Here is a 14996-nt window from a genome sequence, read left to right as displayed (position 1 = left end):
CGCCCGGGAGGACTCAACGGCGGGGCAGCAGCCTCAGGGCCTGCGCCTCGGCGTCGGTGGCCGAGGGCCGCGCGCCGGGGTCCCTCGCAGTCATCGCGCGCAATAAGGAGACCCAGGGCTTGCCCAGCCGTGCGGGAACCTCGGGGTCGCGCAGGGTCCGCGCGACCAGCGATTCGACCGGAGTGCCGGCGAACGCCTTGGCCCCGGTGAGGCACTCCAGCAGGACGAGGCCCAGCGAGTAGATGTCGCCGGACGTTCCGGGATGCCGGCCGGCGGCCTGCTCCGGGCTCATGTAGTGGACGGTGCCGGAGGAATCGCCCGGCTCCAGGGCAGTCCCTGCCGGGGTGGCGATGCCGAAGTCCGCGATCCGGACCGCGCACCGGCGGAGCTCGCTCAGCAGGATGTTGGCCGGCTTGATGTCCCGGTGGACCAGGCCGCGCGCATGGACGTGGGCCAGCCCGGAGAGGGCGGCGGCGCCCCACCGTGCCACCTCCACGGGATCGGCTGCACCGCCGCGGATCCGCTCGGCGAGGCTCCCGCCGTACACCAATTCCTCGGCTAGGAACGGACGGCCCGCCCAGCTGTCGCCGTCGGGCACGATGCCCTGGCCGATGAACCGAACGATCGCCGGGTGGTCGAGTGTGGCGAGGACCCGTGCTTCGGCGTGGATCCGTTCAGCCTGCGGCGACTTGGGCCCCTCGGCGATCTTGAGGGCCACGGGCCGGCCGTCTGACAAGTCAGTCCCCCGGAATACGGTAGCCGTGGCACCCCGGCCCAGCTGCTCGTGAACCATAAAACGCCCCTCGGGCGCGCCCGGGAAAGGCAGCACCTTGGAGCTAAGCCCCGGCCCTAAACCGGCCGCGGGCCGCTCAGCCAGAGCCAACGGCGCTGCAGCCTGCGCTGGACTCAACGGCTTAGCTCGGCCACGGCCGCCGGGGGGTGCGCGACGCCGTCCAGCTGGAAGCCGCAGCTGCAGCGCCAGACCGGAGGCAGTTCCTCGGCTCCGGTGTCGAAGGAATAGACAGACATGGCCACCGGGTCCGGAGTTTTCCACTCCATTGCAACACCGCAATGCAGTGGAGCACCCTGACTCTGCAAGGTGGTTTCGAGGCCAGGAGCCAGTTCAGCGACGGCCGCCCCGCACAAACGAATATCAGACATAACTAGTAAGCATACATATAACTAGGTGATCTAACTAGGTGGCGGGCGCGCTGGCTACTGGGCAGCGCCTGGTCCGGAGACGGCCTCCCCCATCCGGCGCAGGAACGAGATGACGATGCGCGCCTCGTCCGCGCTGAGCTCCTCGGCAACGGCAAGCATCTTGGAGTTTTGGGCCCCCAGGGCTGTCCGGACTTCCGAGTCCACGGCCACAGTGGGGACCACCACGAGGGATCGCCGGTCCGTCGGGTGGGGATCCCGGCGGACGTGCCCACTGCCCACCAGCCTGTCGATCAGCGTGGTTGTCGAGGCGGTGGTGATCTGCAAAACACGGCTGAGATCCTTTGGGCCCACCTGTTCGCCTGCCGCCTGCGCACGCAGGAGGTAGCGCAGGGCGATCAGGTCCGTCTCCCCCATCCCGGTGGAGTCCCGGGTGGAGCGTCGCGTTGCCACTTCGGCCTCGCGGTAGTCGCGCAGCGCTTTTAGGACCGCCGCGGGCCCGTCGGGCTGCTCGTCAGGGGCGTAAGAGTTCCCGGAACCGGAGCCGCTGCGCGTGTTCATCCGGCAATCCTAGCCGAACTGGTAACTAGGCCGTCTTGGAATCCGGACGGCTGCGGAAACAGCAAAACCCCCGGCACCCTGTTTTCAGGATGCCGGGGGTTTTCCACTCTTTCCGAGAAAGAGTGGGCCCTGTGGGGATCGAACCCACGACCCACGGATTAAAAGTCCGATGCTCTACCAACTGAGCTAAAGGCCCCAGCCAACAGCCCCGATCAGAGGAAAAATCCTCATCCCGGAGGCCGATCAGCCCAGTCCATTTCTGAACGTTTAATACTGTACCCCAGACCGGAGCCGGAATTGGCGCACGGAGCCGGGGCGACGCCGTCGTGCCGGCCGCCGCCCCCGCGGCCGGTCCCCAGTCCCGGTTCCGGGCCCGTTCCCATGCTCGATTCCCGTACAGCACAGGAGTAGCGTGGGGGCATGAGCGAGCAAGCAGGAGCAAGCAGCCCAGGACCGCACCGGCATCACAAGCCGAAGGCCTTCGCGCCGATGGATTTTGAGCCCTTCGCGGGCGGAGCCGATCCCGCCCGCATTTCCGAGGCCGCCCATCTGGCGGCCCAGGCTCTGGTCCGGCGGGGACGCGACAGCGACGATCCCACGGTGACCAAGCGGCTGGTGAAGCTCGCCGATGAACAGGGCCTGGAAGCCATCGCCGAGATGTGGGCGGAAAGCCCGGCGCGCTCGCTCCCTGGCGCCTTGTGGCGCCTGTACGCCCTGCGCGCCGCAACCATCCAGGACCCCGAGCGCATTTCGGTCTACTTCAAGGCCGGCAAGGACACGGCGCAGGTTTCCCATGTGGTTGCCGGCGCCGCCGAGCCGCCCGGGGCCGATGAGATGAAGCGGATGGCAGACGCCATTCTCTCCGGAGCGTTCGACGGCGAGTTCGACGTCGCGCTGGAGCGCTCGGCGGCGTTCTGCCGGGTCGTCGCGCTGGGCCAGGCAACGCTGGCCGACGGCGCCGAGCACAGCAATGCGAGCCACGCGAGCAAGCTCACGCGCAATTCGCACCTCCTGGTCAAAACCGCCGAGGACCTGGAACACGCCGCCAACGCGTGGCGTCTGGGCGAACTGGACTGAAATTCGCCCACCTGTAAACACGCCGGCGCCCGGCTGTCAACGTTGACTTGAGGGAACTGTCGTAGAACACTAAAAGCGGTGCCGAACCGCGAAACCCCCGGGCTTCAACATCTAGCCGCCTAGAGCGGCCTACCGCCGAGAGGCGTATCCGGTTCGGCACCATTTTCTTGCCCTCTGACCGGCGGCTTCACATTTTATCGCCGCCTTTTGACGGTTTCCCGGGGCCCTCAACGCGGACGGTAAAGTAATCCTCATGCGCGGGTCATCGTCAAGTCACACGGCCGGCAGCCAGTACCCCCGCACCTCCCCTTCGAAGACCGGTGACCCGACGTGAAGCTGCGCCTTTTTCCCCAGGAGCCCGCCGGGCTGAACCTACTTTCCCTGCTGGCACGCCAGATCGTGCTGGCCACCGGCACCCTCTCGGAAATTCTCGGCGCGCCGGCGAGCGAACACGGCCGGCTCGTGGAGGACATGCACAACCACGAGGCCAAATCCGCGGAACTGCATTTTGCCCTGCTGACCCACATGCGGACCAGCTTCGTGAACCCGCTCCCCCGCGAGGACATGTATGCGCTCTCCCGGTACCTCAATGAGGCGATGGAAAAACTCGACGCCGCCGCCGAGCTGGTATCCCTGTACAAGCTGGACCGCCTGCCCAAAAGGGCCGCGGACCAGCTGGAGATCATCAGCCGGCAGGCCGAGCTCACCGTCGAGGCGATGCGCAAGCTCAACAACCTGGATGACCTCGAGGACTACTGGATCGAGATCCTCCGGCTGGCCAAGCGCGCGGAGCGGACCCACCGGGTCTGGGTGGCGGACATGCTCAATGACATGAAGTCGGCCCAGTACGCCCGCAACCGGGACATTGCCAACCAGCTCGTGGAAGTCACCAAGGACATGCGGCGGATCGCCACCCAGGTGGGCAGCATCATCGTCAAGGAATCCTGACGTGACGGTGTTCTTCTTTGCCTTGGTGGTGGTTTTCGCCGGGGCATTTGCCTTCCTGAACGGCTTCCGCGACGCCTCGACGTCGGTGGCGCTGCCGGTACGGACCCGCGCCCTGACGCCCACCGTGGCGGTGCTCTTCGCGGCCCTGTTCAACTTCATCGGGGCCGCCCTCAGCGCCACCCTCGTGCTGGAGGTCAGCAGGACCTGGATCCAGCTGCCGGCCGGGCAGAACGGCCTGACGATTCTGGCGGCAGGCCTCCTCAGCGCCGTCGTCTGGGGCATCTACACATGGTGGCGCGGGATCCCCTCCTCCTCCACCCATGCGCTGGTGGGCGGACTGGCCGGGGCTGGCGTGGCAAGCGTCGCGGTGGGCGGGCATTCGGTCTCGGGAGTGGATAATTCCCTGCTGTTCCAGGTGGTGCTTCCGCTGCTGCTATCGCCTGCCATTGCCTTCGCCGGCGCCTATCTGCTGGTCTGGCCCGCGACCTGGGCTGCGCGCTACACGCCCCCGAACGTTGTCAACAGCCGGTCCCGCCGGGCCCAGACCATCGCCGCCGGCGCCGTCGCGTTCGCCCACGGCCTGCAGGACGGACAGCGGAGCGGGGCGGTGCTGGTCCTAGCCCTGATCGCGTCCGGGCTGTCAGACGGCGGCTCGATGCCGGTCTGGGTGGCTCTGCTCACGGCGTCCTTGCTGACGGCGGGGACCCTGGCCGGGGGTTGGCGGATCTCCTACACGGTGGGTTACCGGCTGATCCGGATGGATCCCCTCCGCGGATTCGTGGCCCAGCTCTACAGCTCGGTGATGCTGCTGGTCGGGGCGATCGGGCTGCACTGGCCCATTTCCACGACCCATACGGTGACCACAGCCGTGCTGGGGGCGGGAGCCAACCAGGGCTTCCCTGCCACCAACAGGCGGGTCGTGATGGAGGTGCTGGCCTTCTGGGTGCTCACCCCGGCCGTCACCGCGGCGGTCGCTTTCGTCCTGGAACTCTCGCTCTCGCCGCTGGCGGGGCTCTAGCCAGCCATCGGTTGCTCCGCAGGCGCCGTTATGAGGGCTCAAAAGGGCACCTGCGGAGCACTCGATGGGCAGGCGGTGGTCTCTACCCGAAGCGGCCGGAAACGTAGTCTTCCGTGGCCTTCTGCGTCGGGTTGCTGAACATGGTGTGGGTGTCCCCGACCTCGATCAGCTTCCCGGGCTTTCCGGTGCCGGCGATGTTGAAGAAGGCCGTCCGGTCCGAAACGCGCGCTGCCTGCTGCATATTGTGGGTCACGATCACCACGGTGTACTGGTCCTTGAGATCGTTGATGAGGTCCTCAATGGCCAGCGTGGAGATCGGGTCCAGCGCGGAGCAGGGCTCGTCCATCAGGATGACCTGCGGTTCCACGGCAATGGCCCGGGCGATGCAGAGCCGCTGCTGCTGCCCGCCGGACAGGCCCGAGCCCGGCTTGCCCAGCCGGTCCTTGACCTCGTTCCACAGATTCGCACCGCGCAGCGAGCGCTCCACCAGGGCATCGGCCTCGCCCTTGGAGATCTTCTGGTTGTTCAGCTTCACGCCGGCCAGCACGTTGTCCCGGATGGACATCGTCGGGAACGGGTTGGGGCGCTGGAAGACCATGCCGATCTGTGAGCGGACGGTCACCGGGTCCACGCCGGGACCGTAGAGGTTGTCGCCGTCGAGCAGCACTTCGCCTTCGACGCGGGCGCCGGGAATGACCTCGTGCATGCGGTTCAGGGTGCGCAGGAAGGTGGACTTGCCGCAGCCCGAGGGGCCGATGAAAGCCGTGACCGACTTGGCTTCGATGTTGATGTTGACGTCTTCGACGGCCAGGAATTTGCTGTAGTAGACGTTCAGGTCTTTGACGTCGATGCGCTTAGACATGAGGTTCCTTAACTTGCTGGAGGGTAGAGGGGCGCTGGCCTAGCGGCCGGCCTTGGGGGCGAAGACGCGGGCAACCAGGCGGGCGCCGAGGTTGAGCAGCATCACCAGGATGATGAGGACCAGAGCCGCTCCCCAGGCCCGCTGGGAGGACGGGTCCGGGTTCGACGGCGAGGTGGGGTTGAGGATCTGCGTGTAGATGAAGGTCGGCAGCGAGGCCATCCAGCCGGAGAACACGTTGGTGTTGATCGACGTGGCGAAGCCTGCCGTGACCAGGATCGGCGCGGTCTCGCCGATCACGCGGGCGATCGCGAGGGTGACGCCCGAGGCGATGCCGGAGATCGCCGTCGGGATGACCACCTTGAGGATGGTCCGCCACTTGCGCACGCCGAGGGCGTAGGCGGCTTCCCGGAGCTCGTTCGGGACGATCTTGAGCATCTCCTCGCTGGAGCGCACCACCACGGGGATCATCAGCACGGACAGCGCGACGGCGGCAACCGCACCGGTCTTGGTGCCGGGCCCGACGACGGCGAAGAAGAAGGCCGCGGCGAACAGGCCTGCCACGATCGAGGGGATGCCGGTCATGACGTCGACGAAGAAAGTGATCGCGCGGGCCAGCGGGCGGTCGTTGCCGTACTCCACGAGGTACACCGCGGTCAGCAGGCCGACCGGCACGGAGATGACGGTCGCCAGCAGCGTGATCTGAACTGTGCCCAGCAGGGCATGGTAGATGCCGCCAACTACCGGGGCGCTTTCCTCGACGCTCTTGTTGTCGAAAGCGCCGGTGACGCCGTTCATCGAGGTGGTGAGGAACCCGGGGTCCGTGAGGCCGGGCAGGCCGTTCACGAGCACGGTCCAGATCACGGAGACCAGCGGGAGGAGAGCAACCAGGAAGGCGCCGACCACCAGGCAGGTGGCAAGCCTATCCGTGGCCCTGCGGGAGCCCTCCACGATGGCGCTCCAGCCGACGAGGCCGGCGGCGAAGAGGATGGCCGAGACGATCCCCCAGCCGAAGGCGTTGAAGCCGATCAGGGCAAGGACGGCGGCTCCGAGAATCAGGGCGATTCCCAGGACCAGGTAGGGGGACCACTTTGGCAGCTGGCCCTTGGTGAGGGCCGAGCGCTTCTGCACGGGGGTCAGGGTGGAGGTCATTTAGTTGGCTCCCGAGAATTCTTTGTGCCGGGTGATGATCCAGCGGGCAATCATGTTCACGCCGAGGGTGATGAGGAACAGGATCAGGCCGGCGGCGATCAGCGTGCTGACCTGAAGTCCGCTGGCCTCCGGGAAGTTCAGCGCGATTTCGGCGGCGATGGTCTGGTTGCCGGACTGGACCAGGCTGGCAGTCAGGGCGCCGGAGGACAGCACGAGCGCCACCGCCATGGTCTCGCCGAGCGCGCGGCCCAGTCCCAGCATCACGGCGCTGACAATGCCGGGGCGGGCGAAGGGCAGCACAGCCATCCGGATCATTTCCCAGCGGGTGGCGCCGAGCGCCAGGGCAGCTTCTTCGTGCAGCTTGGGGGTCTGCAGGAAGATTTCGCGGCTCAGCGAGGTGATGATGGGAAGCACCATGACGGACAGGACGATTCCCGCGGTCAGGATGGTCTTGCCGGTTGCCGAGGCCGGACCCTGGAAGATCGGCAGCCAGCCCATGTTGTTAGCCAGCCAGTTGTAGGCCGGCGAGATCTCCTTGGCCAGGAACGCCGCGCCCCAGGCGCCGTAGACGACGGAGGGGATGGCGGCCAGCAGGTCGATCAGGTACCCGAGGCCGGAGGCAAGCCGCCGCGGGGCGAAATGCGAGATGAACAGGGCGACGCCGATCGCGACCGGGGTAGCGATGACGAGGGCGATCGCGGCGGCAATCAGCGTGCCGACCACGATCGGCCAGATGTAGGCGAAGAAGCCTTCGCCGCCCTGGATCTGGTCCGGGGAGGCCGTGAGGGCCGGAATTGCCTGGACGACGAGGAAGAGCGCCACTCCGAAGAGCACAGCCAGGATCAGGCACCCCGCGGCCAGGGTGGCTGCGGAGAAGACTTTGTCTCCGGTGCGGCCTGCGCCCCGGGACGAGGTCAGGGAGGTGGTGGTCACTTCATGATCCTTCAGATCTTGGGGTACTTCGGACAAACACGGCGGTTCCCCGCCCCGGCCGGCCGTCTACGACAGCCGAACCGGGACAGGGAACCTGAATCAGGCTGGTGTTTCCACTATGCCCGTCAGCGCTAGGTATCCCTAGGACTTGACCTTGATCGATTCGATCGACTTCAGGGCCTTCTCCTGCAGGGACTTGGACAGCGGGGCGGACTTGGCGGCGTCGGCCGCGGCCTGCTGACCGGCGTCGGAGACGACGTAGCTGTCGAAGGCCTTCACGAGGTCGACGGTCTCCTGCTTGTCGTAGGTGGAGCACACAACGTGGAAGGAAACCAGCACGATCGGGTACGCTCCCTCGATGGTGGTGGTGCGGTCCAGCTTGAGGGAGAGATCGTTGGCGCCGCGGCCTGCAACCGGCTTGGCCGCGTCGACTGCCTTGGCAGCGGCATCCGCGGAGATCTTGGTGAACGTTTCGCCGACCTTGATCTGCGCGATGCCGAGCTTGCCGCTGACGGCGGAGTCATCGGCGTAGGTGACGGCGCCCGGGGTGTCGGTCACGGTCTTGACCACGCCGGAGGTGCCCTTGGCGTTCTCACCCGAGAGGGATGCCGGCCAGATGCCCGCGGCCTTGTCGGTCCAGACCTCCGGGGCGGCGGCAGCCAGGTAGTCGGTGAAGTTGGAGGTGGTACCGGAATCATCCGAGCGGCTTACCGGCGTGACCTTGAGGTCCGGCAGCGTGGCGTCAGGGTTCAGGGCCGCGATGGCGGGGTCGTTCCACGTGGCGATCTGGCCGCGGAAGATCTTGGCGACGGTCGCGGCGTCGAGCTTCAGTTCCTTGATGTCGGGCAGGTTGAAGGCCACGGCGATCGGGGAAATGTACACCGGGATGTTGAGGGCGCCGTCGGGGCCGCACTTGGCCATCGAAGTGGCGTACTCATCGTCCTTGAGGTAAGCGTCCGAGCCGGCGAACTGGGCGGAGCCGTCCAGGATGGCCTTGCGTCCGGCGCCCGAGCCGTCCGGGGAGTACTGCACGGTGGCACCCTGGTTTGCCGAGGCAAAGTTGGTCTTCCAGACGTCCATGGCTGCACCCTGCGCAGAGGAGCCGATGCCGGTCAGCGTGCCGGTGACCTTCGGTCCCGTCGCAGTCGGGTTAGCGGCCGGGGCGTTCGTGGCGTTATCAGAACCACAAGCGGTGAGCGCGAGTGCGCCGGCTGCGATGACAGCGATAGCCGCGTGGCGGCCGAAGCGGAGTGCCTTCACTAGATGTACCCCTTCCAGGGATTTTCTATGCGTGCCGGCCGGAGAAGGCCAGGCAGGGGATGCGTACGGTTTGTACCTTTATTGAAGTTAGGTGTCCCAGATGAAGAGAATTGCCGTGAAAGGTGAACGGAGGGTTAACGACGCCGGGACATTGGCTTACATCTGCCGGGTCCCCATTGCGCCGGCCGCGCCGCATCCGTAGGGGCCGGGGCCAGGACACTGCCGCCCGGACGAACAAATAGACTGGAAGGCATGGCCCCGTCTACTGGACTTTCCACAAGCGCACGATTCCTGCGGGGCCGGGTCCGCACGGGCTTTGTCCGGAGCCGGAACTCGCTCATGCCGGCAATCCAGATGACCGGTTGCGCGGTGGGGGCGTACGCGTTCGCCGAGTACGTCCTGGGCCACAGCGGCCCGCTGTTCGCGGCAACGTCCTCCCTGATTGCCCTCGGTTTCTCCCGAGACCCCAGACTGCGCCGGGTCATGGAGGTCGGTCTCGGCTGCACCATCGGGATCGTGGTCGGAGACCTGCTGCTCCACTGGCTGGGCGCGGGAATCTGGCAGGCCGCCGTCGTACTGCTCTTCTCCATCCTGCTGGCGCGCTTCCTGGACAGCGGCAATATTTTCACCACGCAACTGGGGCTGCAGTCCTTGCTGGTGGTGCTCCTGCCGGCGCCGGCGGGAGGCCCGTTCACGCGCAGCATAGACGCAGTGGTGGGCGGCATCTTCGCGCTGCTGGTGACCATCCTGATTCCCAAGGACCCGCGTCGGGAACCCCGCAAGGACGTGAAGAAGCTCCTGCACGAGCTCGCCGAGGTGCTGCGGGAGTGTGCCTCCGCGCTGAGCTACAGCGATTCCACCCAGGCCTGGCATGCGCTGATCCGGGGCCGCAACTGCCAGCCACTGGTCGATGTGATGCGCCAGTCGCTCCGGTCCTCCGGCGAGGTGGCCACCCTGGCGCCGGCCTACCGGCGGCACCGGGAGGAGCTGGACCAGATGGAGCAGTCGCTGGACTACATCGACCTCGCGCTGCGCAACAGCCGGGTCTTTGCCCGCCGCCTGACCAGCGCCATCAACCACGCGGCGCTCTCCGATGAGGCGACCCAGAACCTCGCCGAAGTCCTCCAGGAGACTGCCGCGGCAGTCGACGAGCTCTCCCTGGGCCTGGCGGAGGTGCATGACGGCGCCCGCCGCGCGCATTTGCGGACGGCCCGGGCCGATCTGCGGGAGATTGCCGACCGCCTGCACCCCAGGCTGCTGGGAGTGGAGCGGCTGGAGGGCGAAACGGTGGTCATGCTGTTCCGCCCGCTGATGGTGGACCTGCTGGAAGCCGCCGGGGTTGACGCCCAGGAAGCCCGGGACATCCTGCCGCCGCTCTAGCCCTGCCCGTCGGCGGGTCCCCTGCGATGTCGGCGGTCGCGGATAGGGTGGAACGATGGCTACCAAGACTTCCCGCACCTCCAAGGCGCCCGGCTACAAGTGCGCCGAATGCGGCTGGACCACGGCAAAATGGGTGGGCCGCTGCGGCGAATGCCAGGCCTGGGGCACTGTGGAGGAGACCGGCGCCGCCGTGGCCCGGACGACGGCGGCCACCACCGTCCTGGAGCCGGCCCGCAGGATCGCCGAAGTTGATGCGACCACCGCGGCCTTCCTGCCCACCGGCGTCGACGAACTGGACCGCGTGCTCGGCGGCGGGCTGGTCCCGGGCGCCGTCATCCTGCTGGCCGGCGAACCCGGCGTGGGCAAGTCCACTCTGCTGCTCGACGTCGCGGCCAAGTTTGCCCGCACCGCCCAGGACGTCCTCTACATCACCGGTGAGGAGTCCGCCGCGCAGGTGAAGCTTCGCGCAGACCGGATCGACGCCGTCGCCGAATCGCTCTACCTGTCCGCCGAAACGGACCTCGGCCAGGCCCTGGGCCAGGTGGAGAGGCTGGAACCCCGCCTGCTGGTGGTGGACTCCGTCCAGACGCTCAGCAGCGCCGACGTCGAAGGCAGCGCCGGCGGCGTCTCCCAGGTTCGGGAGGTGGCCGCTTCCCTCATTGCCGCGGCAAAGCGCCGCAACATGACCACTCTGCTGGTGGGGCACGTGACGAAGGACGGCTCCATCGCCGGCCCCCGGCTGCTCGAGCACCTCGTTGATGTCGTCTGCCAGTTCGAAGGCGAGCGGCACTCCCGGCTCCGGCTGCTCCGGGCCGTCAAGAACCGCTACGGGCCCACGGACGACGTCGGCTGCTTTGACCTGAACGAGGACGGGATTGTGGGCCTGGCCGATCCGAGCGGGCTTTTTGTCTCCCGGACCAAGGAACCGGTCTCCGGCACCTGCATCACCGTCACCCTCGAGGGGCGCCGTCCGCTGCTGGCCGAGGTGCAATCCCTGCTGGCCGAAAGCGCCAGTTCGCAGCCCCGCCGGGCCACAAGTGGGCTGGATAGCTCCCGGGTGGCGATGCTGCTCGCGGTCTTGCAGCAACGGGCCGGTTGCCTGCTGAACAAGGACGATTCGTACGTCGCCACCGTGGGCGGCGTGAAGCTGAGCGAGCCGGCTACGGACCTCGCCGTGGCTCTGGCCGTGGCCTCCGCGAAGGCCAAGAAACCGCTGCCGCAGCGGCTCATCGCGTTCGGCGAGGTGGGCCTGGCCGGCGAGGTCCGTCCCGTGCCGGGCATCAACCAGCGCATCCAGGAGGCCCACCGGCTGGGGTTCACCCATGCGGTGGTTCCCGCCAGCCCGAACGGGCCCGGGCCTGTCCCGGCCGGGTTCTCGGTGCGGGAGGTCGGGCACCTCGCCGAGGCTTTGGGCTTGCTGATCAGCTGACCGGGACGCATACTCCGAACGGAAGGACTCCGCCATGCCAGACGCCACCCCCCGCACTCCGTCGTTCGGGCGGCGTTTCGCCCGCGTGGGTCCGCGCATGGACGCCCGCGGAGCGGCGGACCACCGCCGGCGCCTCGTGGCAGCCGCGCACGGCGCCGTCATCGAGATCGGGGCAGGCTACGGGGCAACCTTTCCACACTACCCGGCCGCGGTGACGGCCGTGCTGGCGCTGGAACCAGACCCGACGCTCCGGGCTTTGGCGCTGGCCGCCGCCACAAGGGCGCCGGTGCCCGTCACGGTGCAGGATGGCAGGGCCGAGGCGCTGCCGGCGGCGGACGCCTCGATCGACGTCGTTGTCTCCAGCTTGGTGCTGTGCAGCGTGGCGGAGCAGTCCGCCGCCCTGGCGGAGGCTGTCCGGGTCCTCCGGCCGGGTGGCCTACTGCTGTTCTATGAACACGTCCGCTCGGCAAATCGTGTGCTGGGGGCGGCCGAGGACCTCCTTACGCCGCTGTGGAGCCGTATCGCGGGCGGATGCCACCCGAACCGCGACACCGCCGCCGCGATCGCCCGGGTAGGCCTCACCGTGCAGGACCTGGAGCGCTTCGGCTTTTCCGCATTGCCCGGCAACCCGCGGGTGGCCCACATCCTCGGCGTGGCGGTCAAAGCCGGGGCATAAAGCTGCCTGGCATCAGAGAGTATCTGCGAGCAGGCGCAGAGCTGTGGCGGCACCGACACGCTGGCGCCGTTTTCGGAGTTGGACCCGGCACCGCTCCCGCGCCAATAAAGCAGTTTGAGCGGACAGTGTCTGCGCTGCCGCCAAGGCGCACGTCGCGCGCAAAGAGGGGTGCCTGCCGGTGTGTACTGGCAGGCGCCCCTCATTCATCTGTAGCTGTGTTGCCGGGACGCAGTCCCGGGACGTTACGCCTTTTTCGGCGGCAGGGCCAGCTTGAAGACCTTGGCCCAGGTGGAACCGACCTGCTTCAGCAGCGGCCCAGTGGTGTACGGCAGGCCGTAGCGCTTGCAGATCTCCTGCACCTTCGGGGCCACCTCGGCGTAGCGGTTGGACGGCAGGTCCGGGAAGAGGTGGTGCTCGATCTGGTGCGAGAGGTTACCGCTCATCAGGTGCATGAACTTGGAGCCGGAGATGTTGGCCGATCCGATCATCTGCCGGACATACCAGTCGCCGCGGGTCTCGCCGTCGACCATCTCTTCGGTGAAGGTGTCGGTGCCGTCCGGGAAGTGCCCGCAGAAGATGATCGCGTGCGCCCACACGTTCCGGACCGCGTTGGCGGTCAGGGTTCCGTACAGCGCCTGCTTGCCGGAGCCGGTCAGCATAGCAACCGCCGGTGTGGCGGCGTAGTCCTTGGTGAACTGCTTCAGGGCTTTGAGCCCCAGGGCCTTGAGGTCCCGGGTCATGGCCTCCTTGCTCTTCTTGCCCTCCTGGTAGTCGGGCAGCTCGAGGTCGTAGAGGGCGATGCCCCATTCGAACACCGGTGCCAGGATGGCGTTGTACAGCGGGTTGCCCAGGTTGAAGGGCTTCCATTCCTGGGAGGGATCCATGCGCAGCAGGTTGTACCCGATGTCGTTGTCCTTGCCCACCACGTTTGTCCAGCGGTGGTGCAGGTCGTTGTGGGTGTGCTGCCAGGAGCGGGTGGGGGTGACGAAGTCCCAGTCCCAGGTGGTGGAGTGGATGTCCGGGTCCCGCATCCAGTCCCACTGGCCGTGCAGGATGTTGTGGCCCAGTTCCATGTTTTCCAGGATCTTGGCGAAGCTGAGCATCGCGGTGCCGGCCACCCAGGCGGCTTTGTGCTTGCTCATGAGCAGCGTGGCACGGCCGGTGATTTCCAGCCCGCGCTGGACCTTGATCACCCGGCGGATGTACGCCGCGTCGCTGGCGCCGCGCTTTGCGAGGATTTCGTCTTTGATGGCGTCGAGTTCGCGGCCCAGCTCGGCGACCTGCTCGTCGGAGAGGTGCGCCGCCGCGGCCGGGCGGACCAGCGGGCTGCCGGTTTCGGCGAGGGCGCCGGGCCGCCGCTTGGGGGCGGGGGTCACCGTGGCCGTTGCCGTGTCACCGTTGTCAGCGTCCCCGGAAACGTCCGGCTTGTCGGAAACAATCGTCATGCGGTGGTACTCCTTAGAGGTCGAGGTTAACGGGTCCGGCGGCAGCCGAAACGCACGTCTGGATTAGTTGGCCGGGCTCGCCGTGGACTTCGTCCGTGCGCAGGTCACGGACCTGGCCGGCCCGGAGGGGGATGAGGCAGCTGTGGCAGATGCCCATCCGGCAGCCGCTGGGCATCAGGACGCCGGCGTCCTCACCGACGTCGAGCAGCGGGGTGTCGCCGTCGGCTTCGACCTCGCGGTCCGACGCCTCGAAAGTGACCAGGCCGCCGTCGTGCCCCTCACCGCCGGCCAGCTTGGTGCTGAAACGTTCGATCGTGAGGGTGGCGGACTGTGCGGCCTCCGCGGACGTCCCGGCGGTCTCGGCTTCCCAAAGGGCTTCGGCGTCGTCGAGGAAGCCCTCGGGGCCGCAGGCGTAGGCCGCCCGCTGGCGCCAGTCGGGGCAGAGCCCCTCAAGCTCGTCGGCGGAGGTGAAGTCCAGCCGTCCGCGTTCCCCGGTGAACCAGTGGATGACGCGGAAGTTGGGGAACTGGTCCGCGAGTTCGGCAAGTTCCTCGCGGAAAATGGCGTCCGCCGGCGTCCGGGCGGTGTGGATGAGGACGACGTCGGCGTCGGGCCGGTGCGGAACGAGCGTACGGATCATCGACATGACCGGAGTGATGCCGCTGCCGGCGGTGAGCATGAGCAGCGGACGCGGGTGTTCCGGCAGGACGAAGTCGCCCTGCGGCGATGCCAGGAAGAGCACGTCGCCGGGCTTGGTGCTGCGCACCAGGGTCCCTGAGACAGCGCCCATATCGGTGACGGTGATGGCCGGGTCCTGGCCGGCCGGGGCGCTGAGCGAGTACGACCGCCAGTGGCGGACGCCGTCGAGTTCAACGCCGATGCGGGCCCACTGGCCGGCAAGGTGTGCTTGCCAGCCGCGGCCGGGACGGAAGAAAATGGTGGCGGAATCGGCCGTTTCTGGAACCACCCGGGTGACGACCCCGCGCAACTGGCGGGCAGAATACACGGGATTGAAAAGCGCCAGGATGTCTTCTGGAGCTAGCGGGGTGGTCAGTAGAGATGCGGCGCGCGCCAGCTTACGGAGCCGGATCATTTACTAA

15 protein-coding genes and 1 tRNA gene are annotated in these 14996 nt (G+C 67.5%); 6 read left to right on the top strand and 10 right to left on the bottom strand.

Features of this window, described 5'->3' with window-relative positions; genetic code table 11:
- Positions 1-13: 13 nt before the first annotated feature.
- From OM977_RS01075 to OM977_RS01060, 4 genes are all read right to left on the bottom strand, one after another.
- Positions 14-793 (bottom strand): serine/threonine-protein kinase, encoded by a 780-nt coding sequence (locus OM977_RS01075; protein ID WP_264355724.1) that lies wholly within the window; start codon positions 791-793, stop codon positions 14-16.
- A gap of 113 nt (positions 794-906) precedes the next feature.
- Positions 907-1059, bottom strand: coding sequence for a hypothetical protein (locus OM977_RS01070; protein ID WP_264355723.1), 153 nt, complete (start codon positions 1057-1059; stop codon positions 907-909).
- Positions 1060-1215: 156 nt separating this feature from the next.
- The gene (locus tag OM977_RS01065; RefSeq protein WP_264355722.1) at positions 1216-1719 is read right to left on the bottom strand and encodes a MarR family winged helix-turn-helix transcriptional regulator; all 504 of its coding nucleotides are present in this window, start codon (positions 1717-1719) and stop codon (positions 1216-1218) included.
- Positions 1720-1842: 123 nt separating this feature from the next.
- Positions 1843-1915, bottom strand: a tRNA-Lys gene (locus OM977_RS01060).
- Between the two features lie 224 nt (positions 1916-2139).
- Between OM977_RS01060 and OM977_RS01055 the strand changes: the two genes are divergently transcribed.
- From OM977_RS01055 to OM977_RS01045, 3 genes are all read left to right on the top strand, one after another.
- The gene (locus OM977_RS01055) at positions 2140-2796 is read left to right on the top strand and encodes a hypothetical protein (protein ID WP_264355721.1); all 657 of its coding nucleotides are present in this window, start codon (positions 2140-2142) and stop codon (positions 2794-2796) included.
- Between the two features lie 330 nt (positions 2797-3126).
- Positions 3127-3744 carry a DUF47 domain-containing protein gene (locus tag OM977_RS01050; RefSeq protein WP_264355720.1) on the top strand — a complete coding sequence of 206 codons (618 nt, stop codon included), beginning with the start codon at positions 3127-3129 and terminating at the stop codon, positions 3742-3744.
- Between the two features lies 1 nt (position 3745).
- A complete protein-coding gene (locus tag OM977_RS01045; RefSeq protein ID WP_264355719.1) occupies positions 3746-4762 on the top strand; it encodes an inorganic phosphate transporter in 1017 nt (338 codons plus the stop codon).
- A gap of 82 nt (positions 4763-4844) precedes the next feature.
- On the opposite strand, the gene pstB is transcribed toward OM977_RS01045, so the two are convergent.
- The 4 genes from pstB to pstS form a co-directional block, all read right to left on the bottom strand.
- A complete protein-coding gene (gene pstB / locus OM977_RS01040) occupies positions 4845-5624 on the bottom strand; it encodes a phosphate ABC transporter ATP-binding protein PstB (RefSeq protein WP_264355718.1) in 780 nt (259 codons plus the stop codon).
- Positions 5625-5663: 39 nt separating this feature from the next.
- Positions 5664-6773 carry a phosphate ABC transporter permease PstA gene (gene pstA / locus OM977_RS01035; RefSeq protein WP_264355717.1) on the bottom strand — a complete coding sequence of 370 codons (1110 nt, stop codon included), beginning with the start codon at positions 6771-6773 and terminating at the stop codon, positions 5664-5666.
- Complete coding sequence (gene pstC / locus OM977_RS01030) at positions 6774-7706, bottom strand: phosphate ABC transporter permease subunit PstC (RefSeq protein WP_264355716.1); 933 nt, start codon at positions 7704-7706, stop codon at positions 6774-6776.
- 141 nt (positions 7707-7847) lie between these two features.
- On the bottom strand, positions 7848-8966 hold the full coding sequence (pstS, locus tag OM977_RS01025; protein WP_264355715.1) for a phosphate ABC transporter substrate-binding protein PstS: 1119 nt from the start codon (positions 8964-8966) through the stop codon (positions 7848-7850).
- A 252-nt stretch (positions 8967-9218) separates the two neighbouring features.
- On the opposite strand from pstS, the gene OM977_RS01020 reads away from it, so the two are divergent.
- From OM977_RS01020 to OM977_RS01010, 3 genes are read left to right on the top strand one after another with little or no spacing between them, the layout of a single operon-like run.
- The gene (locus OM977_RS01020; RefSeq protein ID WP_264355714.1) at positions 9219-10346 is read left to right on the top strand and encodes an FUSC family protein; all 1128 of its coding nucleotides are present in this window, start codon (positions 9219-9221) and stop codon (positions 10344-10346) included.
- Between the two features lie 55 nt (positions 10347-10401).
- Entirely contained in the window at positions 10402-11775 is a 1374-nt protein-coding gene (radA, locus tag OM977_RS01015) for a DNA repair protein RadA (protein WP_264355713.1), read from the top strand.
- A gap of 34 nt (positions 11776-11809) precedes the next feature.
- Entirely contained in the window at positions 11810-12451 is a 642-nt protein-coding gene (locus OM977_RS01010; RefSeq protein ID WP_264355712.1) for a class I SAM-dependent methyltransferase, read from the top strand.
- Positions 12452-12693: 242 nt separating this feature from the next.
- On the opposite strand, the gene OM977_RS01005 is transcribed toward OM977_RS01010, so the two are convergent.
- Both OM977_RS01005 and OM977_RS01000 read right to left on the bottom strand, forming a co-directional pair.
- Positions 12694-13896 carry a fatty acid desaturase family protein gene (locus OM977_RS01005; protein WP_264355711.1) on the bottom strand — a complete coding sequence of 401 codons (1203 nt, stop codon included), beginning with the start codon at positions 13894-13896 and terminating at the stop codon, positions 12694-12696.
- Positions 13897-13909: 13 nt separating this feature from the next.
- Positions 13910-14989, bottom strand: a complete 1080-nt coding sequence (locus OM977_RS01000; protein WP_264355710.1) for a ferredoxin reductase — start codon at positions 14987-14989, stop codon at positions 13910-13912.
- Positions 14990-14996 lie beyond the last annotated feature (7 nt).

Origin of the sequence: Pseudarthrobacter sp. MM222, from assembly GCF_947090775.1 — a bacterium.
GTDB lineage: Bacteria > Actinomycetota > Actinomycetes > Actinomycetales > Micrococcaceae > Arthrobacter.
This window is presented reverse-complemented; position numbering and strand designations above follow the sequence as displayed.

What these genes read in the sequence shown, in the direction of transcription:
- OM977_RS01000 (WP_264355710.1), bottom strand. Translation starts at nt 14,989, where the DNA reads ATGATCCGGCTCCGTAAGCTGGCGCGCGCCGCATCTCTACTGACCACC.
- OM977_RS01055 (WP_264355721.1), top strand. Translation starts at nt 2,140, where the DNA reads ATGAGCGAGCAAGCAGGAGCAAGCAGCCCAGGACCGCACCGGCATCAC.
- radA (WP_264355713.1), top strand. Translation starts at nt 10,402, where the DNA reads ATGGCTACCAAGACTTCCCGCACCTCCAAGGCGCCCGGCTACAAGTGC.
- OM977_RS01070 (WP_264355723.1), bottom strand. Translation starts at nt 1,059, where the DNA reads ATGGAGTGGAAAACTCCGGACCCGGTGGCCATGTCTGTCTATTCCTTC.
- pstB (WP_264355718.1), bottom strand. Translation starts at nt 5,624, where the DNA reads ATGTCTAAGCGCATCGACGTCAAAGACCTGAACGTCTACTACAGCAAA.
- OM977_RS01005 (WP_264355711.1), bottom strand. Translation starts at nt 13,896, where the DNA reads ATGACGATTGTTTCCGACAAGCCGGACGTTTCCGGGGACGCTGACAAC.
- OM977_RS01020 (WP_264355714.1), top strand. Translation starts at nt 9,219, where the DNA reads ATGGCCCCGTCTACTGGACTTTCCACAAGCGCACGATTCCTGCGGGGC.
- pstA (WP_264355717.1), bottom strand. Translation starts at nt 6,773, where the DNA reads ATGACCTCCACCCTGACCCCCGTGCAGAAGCGCTCGGCCCTCACCAAG.
- OM977_RS01075 (WP_264355724.1), bottom strand. Translation starts at nt 793, where the DNA reads ATGGTTCACGAGCAGCTGGGCCGGGGTGCCACGGCTACCGTATTCCGG.
- OM977_RS01065 (WP_264355722.1), bottom strand. Translation starts at nt 1,719, where the DNA reads ATGAACACGCGCAGCGGCTCCGGTTCCGGGAACTCTTACGCCCCTGAC.
- OM977_RS01010 (WP_264355712.1), top strand. Translation starts at nt 11,810, where the DNA reads ATGCCAGACGCCACCCCCCGCACTCCGTCGTTCGGGCGGCGTTTCGCC.